This window comes from Streptomyces sp. SA15, from assembly GCF_002291145.1.
Classification (GTDB): Bacteria; Actinomycetota; Actinomycetes; order Streptomycetales; family Streptomycetaceae; genus Streptomyces.
Map to the genome: position 1 here is coordinate 22,306 of NZ_NTGE01000162.1, position 6,589 is coordinate 28,894.

At 71.6% G+C, this 6,589-nt stretch carries 1 protein-coding gene; it reads left to right on the forward strand.

Going from position 1 to position 6,589, the window contains the following annotated elements:
* Positions 1 to 84 precede the first annotated feature (84 nt).
* Positions 85 to 6,589: type I polyketide synthase (locus CLM62_RS35690; RefSeq protein ID WP_143659206.1), on the forward strand; the 6,505-nt coding region annotated here is incomplete at its 3' end.

Here is a 6,589-nt window from a genome sequence, read left to right on the forward strand (position 1 = left end):
CGTCCCGGCCCCATAGCCTGCAAACGTGCCTGTCCGTGCGCATTGACGAACGCATTTGAGTGGGAGTTGAGCATGAGCAGTTCCATGTCGGAGGTCGTCGACGCGCTGCGGGCCTCGCTGCTGGAGAACGAGCGACTGCGCAAGCAGCACCAACAGCTCGCGGCCGCCTCCTCGGAACCCGTCGCGATCGTCGGCATCGGCTGCCGCTACCCCGGTGGCGTACACGACACCGAGGCCCTGTGGCGGCTGATCTCCGACGGCCGGGACGCCATGTCCGACTTCCCCACCGACCGCGGCTGGGAGAACTGGGACGTACCCGGAGCCCGCGCGGGCGCCTTCCTCCACGACGCCGGGAACTTCGACCCCGCCTTCTTCCGCATCTCACCGCGTGAGGCCATGGCGATGGACCCCCAGCAGCGGCTGCTGCTGGAGACCTCGTGGGAGGCGCTGGAACGGGCCGGCATCGACCCCGGCTCGCTCAAGGGCAGCCGCACCGGGGTGTTCATCGGCGGAGCCCCGCAGGAGTACGGCGCGTTGGTGATGAACTCGGCGGAAGGCGCGGGCGGTTACGCGCTCACCGGCGCCCCCGGCAGCGTGCTCTCCGGCCGTGTGTCCTATGTGCTGGGTCTGGAGGGCCCCGCGGTGACCGTGGACACGGCGTGCTCCTCCTCACTCGTCGCCCTGCACCTCGCCATCAAGTCGCTGCGCACCGGCGAATGCGACCTCGCCCTCGCCGGCGGTGTCCTGGTCCTGGTCACCCCCTCCATCTTCGCCGAGTTCTCCGCGACCGGCGGATCGGCCGGTGACGGCCGCTGCAAGGCCTTCGCGGCCTCCGCGGACGGCACCGGCTGGGGCGAGGGCACCGGCGTCATCGCCGTCCAGCGCCTCTCCGACGCACTCCGCGACGGCAACCCCGTGCTGGCGGTGATCCGTGGAACGGCGGTGAACCAGGACGGCGCGTCGAACGGCCTGAGCGCCCCGAACGGCCCGTCGCAACAGCGGGTGATCCGCGCTGCGCTGGCCAACGCGGGCCTGACGCCGACCGACGTGGACATGGTGGAGGCGCACGGCACCGGGACGACGCTCGGCGACCCCATCGAGGCCGAGGCCCTCCTCGCCACCTACGGCCAGGACCGCCCCGCCGACCGGCCCCTGTGGCTCGGCACCCTGAAGTCCAACATCGGCCACACCCAGGCCGCGGCCGGTATCTCCGGCGTCATCAAGGCCGCCCTGGCGCTCCAGCGCGGCGTCATGCCCAGGACGCTGCATGTCGACGAGCCGACGCCTGAGGTGGACTGGTCGGCGGGTGCGGTGGAACTGCTGACCGAGGCGCGTCAGTGGCCGGAGACGGGAGAGCCGCGCCGCGTGGGTGTGTCGTCGTTCGGGATCAGTGGGACGAACGCGCACGTGATTCTGGAGCAGGCTCCCGAGGCCGGTCCGGCGGAACAGGCGGACGGGGTGGCGCCGGCGGAATTGCCGGTGACGCCGTGGGTGGTATCCGGCCGGAATGAGGCGGCGCTGCGCGCGCAGGCCGCACGACTGCTGGACCACCTCGCGCAGCAGCCCGGCCTCAGCCCGCGGGATGTGGGCTTCTCGCTGATCGGGACGCGGTCGGCGTTCGAGCAGCGGGCGGTCGTGCTCGGCACCGACCGGGACGAACTGCTCGCCGCGCTGCGGTCCCTGGCGGACGGCACGGACGGCACCGGTGCCGTGAACGGCCGTGCCGCCTCCGACGCGGGGAACGGTGTGGTGTTCGTGTTCCCGGGTCAGGGGTCGCAGTGGGTTGGTATGGGGCGTGAGTTGTGGGATGCCTCGCCGGTGTTCGCGGAGTCGATGGTGGCGTGTGAGCGGGCTTTGGCGCCGTTTGTGGGCTGGTCGTTGCGGGATGTGGTGTTCCGTGATGCCGGGGATGTGTTGTGGGCGCGGGTGGATGTGGTGCAGCCGGTGTTGTGGGCGGTGATGGTGTCGTTGGCGGCGGTGTGGCGTTCGTTCGGGGTGGAGCCGGCCGCGGTGGTGGGGCACTCCCAGGGTGAGGTGGCGGCGGCGTGTGTGGCGGGTGGGTTGTCGTTGGAGGACGGGGCCCGGGTGGTGGCGGTGCGGTCGCGGTTGGTGGGTGAGCGGTTGTCGGGCCGGGGCGGGATGGTCTCGGTGGCGTTGCCGGTGGGGGCGGTGGAGGAGCGGCTGGCCCGGTTCGATGGTGCTGTGGGTGTGGCGGCGGTGAACGGGCCGACCTCGGTGGTGGTCTCGGGTGAGGTCGGGGCGTTGGACGCGTTGTTGGCGGAGTGCGGGGAGGCGGGGGTGCGGGCTCGTCGTATCGCGGTGGATTACGCCTCGCATTCGGCGCAGGTCGACGCGCTCACGGACGACCTGCTGACCGAGTTGGCCGGGTTGGAGCCGCGGTCGTCGTCGGTGGCGTTCTATTCGACGGTGACGGGTGAGCGGTTGGACACGGCTGGGTTGGATGCGCGGTATTGGGTGGCGAATCTGCGGGAGCGGGTGAAGTTCGAGCCGGTCACGCGTCTGCTGGCCGAGCTGGAGCACCAGGTTTTCATCGAGTCCAGCCCGCATCCGGTCCTGACCGTGGCGGTCCAGGAGACCGTGGAGGGCGTGTACGGCGCGGGGACCGCCGTGGGTTCGCTGCGGCGTGAGGAGGGCGGGGTCCAGCGGCTGCTGACGTCGCTGGCCGAGGCGTACGTCGCCGGTGTCCCTGTGGACTGGTCGGTGGTGTTCGCCGGCACGGGCGCCCACACCGTGGACCTGCCCACCTACGCCTTCCAGCACGAGCGCTACTGGATTGAAGACGTCGTACAGCCCGGCCAGGAGGCCGGAGGATCGTCCGATCCGGTGGATGCGGCGTTCTGGGGTGCGGTGGAGCGTGCGGACGTCGAGAGTGTGGCCTCGTTGGTGGACGGGGTGGATCCGCAGGCGTGGGAGTCGGTGGTTCCGGCGTTGTCGGCCTGGCGTAGTGGCCGCCGTACGCAGTCGACGCTCGACTCGTGGCGGTATCGGACGGTGTGGCGTTCGGTGACGATGCCGTCGGCGTCGGCTCGGCTCGGAGGCGTGTGGCTGGTGGTCAGCCCCGGCCTGGACGCTCCGGTGGAGCAGGTCACGGAGGCGCTCGCGTCGGCGGGTGCGGAGGTGCGGGTGCTGGAGTCGCCCGTGGACCGCGAGTCTTTGGCGGGGCGCCTGACGGAGACGGGTGAGGTCGCGGGTGTGGTGTCGCTGCTGGCGTGGGACGAGGACGCTGGGTTGGCGTCGTCGCTTGGGTTGGTGCAGGCGCATGGGGATGCCGGGTTGTCGGCGCCGGTGTGGGTGCTGACCCGGGGCGCTGCGGCGGTCGGCGCGGACGACCCGGTCCGTGCTGGGCAGGTGGCGTTGTGGGCGTGGGGTCAGGTGGCGGGTCTGGAGCTGCCTGGTGTGTGGGGCGGTTTGGTGGACGTACCGGGCGTGTGGGATGCGCGGGTGTCGTCGGGGCTGGTTGCGGTGCTGGCGGCGGGTGAGGGTGAGGACCAGCTCGCGGTGCGGTCCTCGGGTGTGTACGCGCGTCGTCTGGTGCGCGCGCCTTTGGGTGCGGGTGTGGCTGCGGTGCGGGAGTTCAAGCCGCGGGGCACGGTGCTGATCACGGGTGGCACGGGTGGTGTGGGTGGGCATCTGGCGCGTTGGCTGGCGGGTGAGGGTGCTGCTCGTCTGCTGCTGGTGAGCCGTCGTGGTCCGGACGCCGAGGGGGCTGCCGAACTGGCCGAGGCACTGCGCGCGCTGGGTACGGAGGTGGCGGTGGTCGCGTGTGACGTGACCGACCGTGAGGCCCTCGCCCGCGTCATCGAGGACATCCCCGCCGAGCATCCGCTGACGGCCGTCTTCCACACCGCCGGTGTCTCCGGTTACGCCGAACTCGCCGACGCCACGCCCGAGCACTACGACCAGGTGCTGTCCGTCAAGACGCGAGGTGCGCGGAACCTCGACGAGTTGACGGCTGGGCTGGAGTTGGACGCGTTCGTGCTGTTCTCGTCGGGTGCCGCGGTGTGGGGCAGTGCGGGTAATGGTGCGTATGCGGCGGCGAACGCGTATCTGGATGGTCTGGCGTGGGAGCGTCGGGCGCGTGGTGTGGTGGCGACGTCGGTGTCGTGGGGTGGCTGGAGGGCCACGGGTATGGCGACGGACGGTACCGCTGAGCAGCTTGAGCGTCGTGGTGTGCGGGCGATGGAGCCGGCGTTGGCGGTGGAGGCGCTGCGTCAGGCGCTGGAGCAGGACGAGACGGCGTTGACGGTGACGGACATGGATTGGGGGAGGTTCACTCCCGGGTATGCCATGGCGCGTCGCAGGCCGTTGATCGAGGACATTCCGGAGGTCGCGCGGGCGCTCGCCGAGGACTCCGACGACACCACCGGCGAAACGGAGACCGACTCCGCCCTGCGCCAGAGCCTCGCCACACTCACCGTCCCCGAGCAGCACGACCGGCTGCTCGAACTTGTCCGCGCGGAGGCGGCGACCGTACTCACCCACCCGACGACGGAGGACATCACACCCGCGAAGCCGTTCCGGGACCTGGGTTTCGACTCGCTGACCGCGATGGAGCTGCGCAACCGGCTCAACGCGGCCACCGGCCTGCGACTGCCCGCCACCCTCGTCTTCGACCACCCCACACCGCACCGCCTTGCCGGCCACCTGCACGAGCGGCTCTTCGACAGCGCTGCCGAGACGGCGCTGCCGGTACTGCGCGCGACGGACGACGATCCGATCGTGATCGTGGGCATGGCCTGCCGTTTCCCCGGAGGCGTACGCGGACCCGAGGATCTGTGGCAGCTCCTCGTCGAAGGCCGCGACGAGATGACGGACTTCCCCGCCGACCGGGGCTGGCACGGACTCGCCATGAACGCCTTCCTGGAGGAGTCCGGCGGAGCACGGCAGGGCGCCTTCCTGGCCGAGGCCGGAGACTTCGACGCGGCGTTCTTCGGGATCTCGCCGCGTGAGGCGCTGGCGATGGATCCGCAGCAGCGGCTGCTGCTGGAGACGTCGTGGGAGGCGCTGGAGCGGGCCGGGTTCGACCCGGTCGCCCTGCGGGGCAGCCGTACCGGCGTCTTCGTCGGCGGCACCCCGCAGGAGTACACGACGGTGCTGATGAACTCGGCCGAGGCGAGCGGCGGATACGCGCTCACCGGTGCCTCGGGCAGCGTGATGTCGGGCCGGGTCTCCTACGCGCTGGGTCTCGAAGGCCCGGCCGTCACGGTGGACACCGCGTGCTCCTCCTCCTTGGTGACCCTGCACCTGGCGGCGCAGGCACTGCGCAACGGCGAGTGCGATCTGGCCCTCGCCGGCGGTGTCACGGTGATGGCGACGCCGGGCGCCTTCGTGGAGTTCCAGCGGCAGGGTGGTCTGGCTCCCGATGGCCGGTGCAAGGCGTTCGCCGACGGCGCGGACGGCACCGGCTGGGGCGAGGGCGTCGGTGTGCTGGCCGTGCAGCGGCTGTCGGACGCGGTGCGCGACGGGCGCCCGGTCCTGGCGGTGGTGCGGGGTTCGGCGGTGAACTCCGATGGCGCGTCGAACGGTCTGACGGCGCCGAACGGTCCGTCTCAGCAGCGGGTGATCCGGCAGGCGCTGGCGTCGGCGGGGCTGTCGCCGGCCGATGTGGACCTGGTGGAGGCGCATGGCACGGGAACCAGCCTGGGCGATCCGATCGAGGCGCAGGCGCTGCTGGCGACGTACGGTCAGGACCGCCCGGACGACCGGCCGCTGCTGCTGGGATCGGTGAAGTCCAACATCGGACATACCCAGTACGCCGCCGGAGTCGCCGGACTGATCAAGTCGGTGCTGGCGTTGCGGCACGGACTGATGCCGCGGACGTTGCATGTGGATGCGCCGTCGCGGGAGGTGGACTGGTCGGCGGGGGCGGTGGAACTGCTCACCGAGGCCAGGCAGTGGCCGGAGACCGGCCGGCCGCGCCGGGCGGGTGTCTCCTCGTTCGGGATCAGTGGGACGAACGCGCACGTCGTCCTGGAACAGCCCCCCGAGACCGATCCGGTGGCGGACCGGACACACCGGGCGACGCCGTCCGTGCCACTGCTGGTGACCCCGTGGGTGATCTCCGGCCGGAGTGAGGCGGCACTGCGCGCGCAGGCCGCACGACTGCGGGACCGTCTCGTGGGCCGGCCCGACCTCGGGCCGGTGGATGTGGGCTGGTCGCTGGCGGGGACGCGTGCGGTGCTGGAGCACCGGGCGGTGGTGGTCGGCCGGGAGCGTGAGGAACTGCTGGCCGGGCTGGAGGCTCTGGCCGAGGGCGTGAGTGCGTCAAGTGTGGTGCGGGGTGTGGCCGGTGACGGCGGGACGGCGTTGCTGTTCACCGGTCAGGGAGCGCAGCGCGCGGGGATGGGCCGTGAGCTGTATGAGGCGTTCCCGGTGTTCGCGGCGGCCTTTGACGGGGTGTGCGGGCAGTTGGACGTGCTGCTGGAGCGGCCGTTGAAGGAGGTCGTCTTCGACGGCGACGACGGGGTTGTGGACCGTACGGAGTGGGCGCAGCCGGCGTTGTTCGCGCTGGAGGTGGCGCTGTTCGAGCTGGTCGCCTCGTGGGGTGTGCGGGTGGATGTGCTGGTGG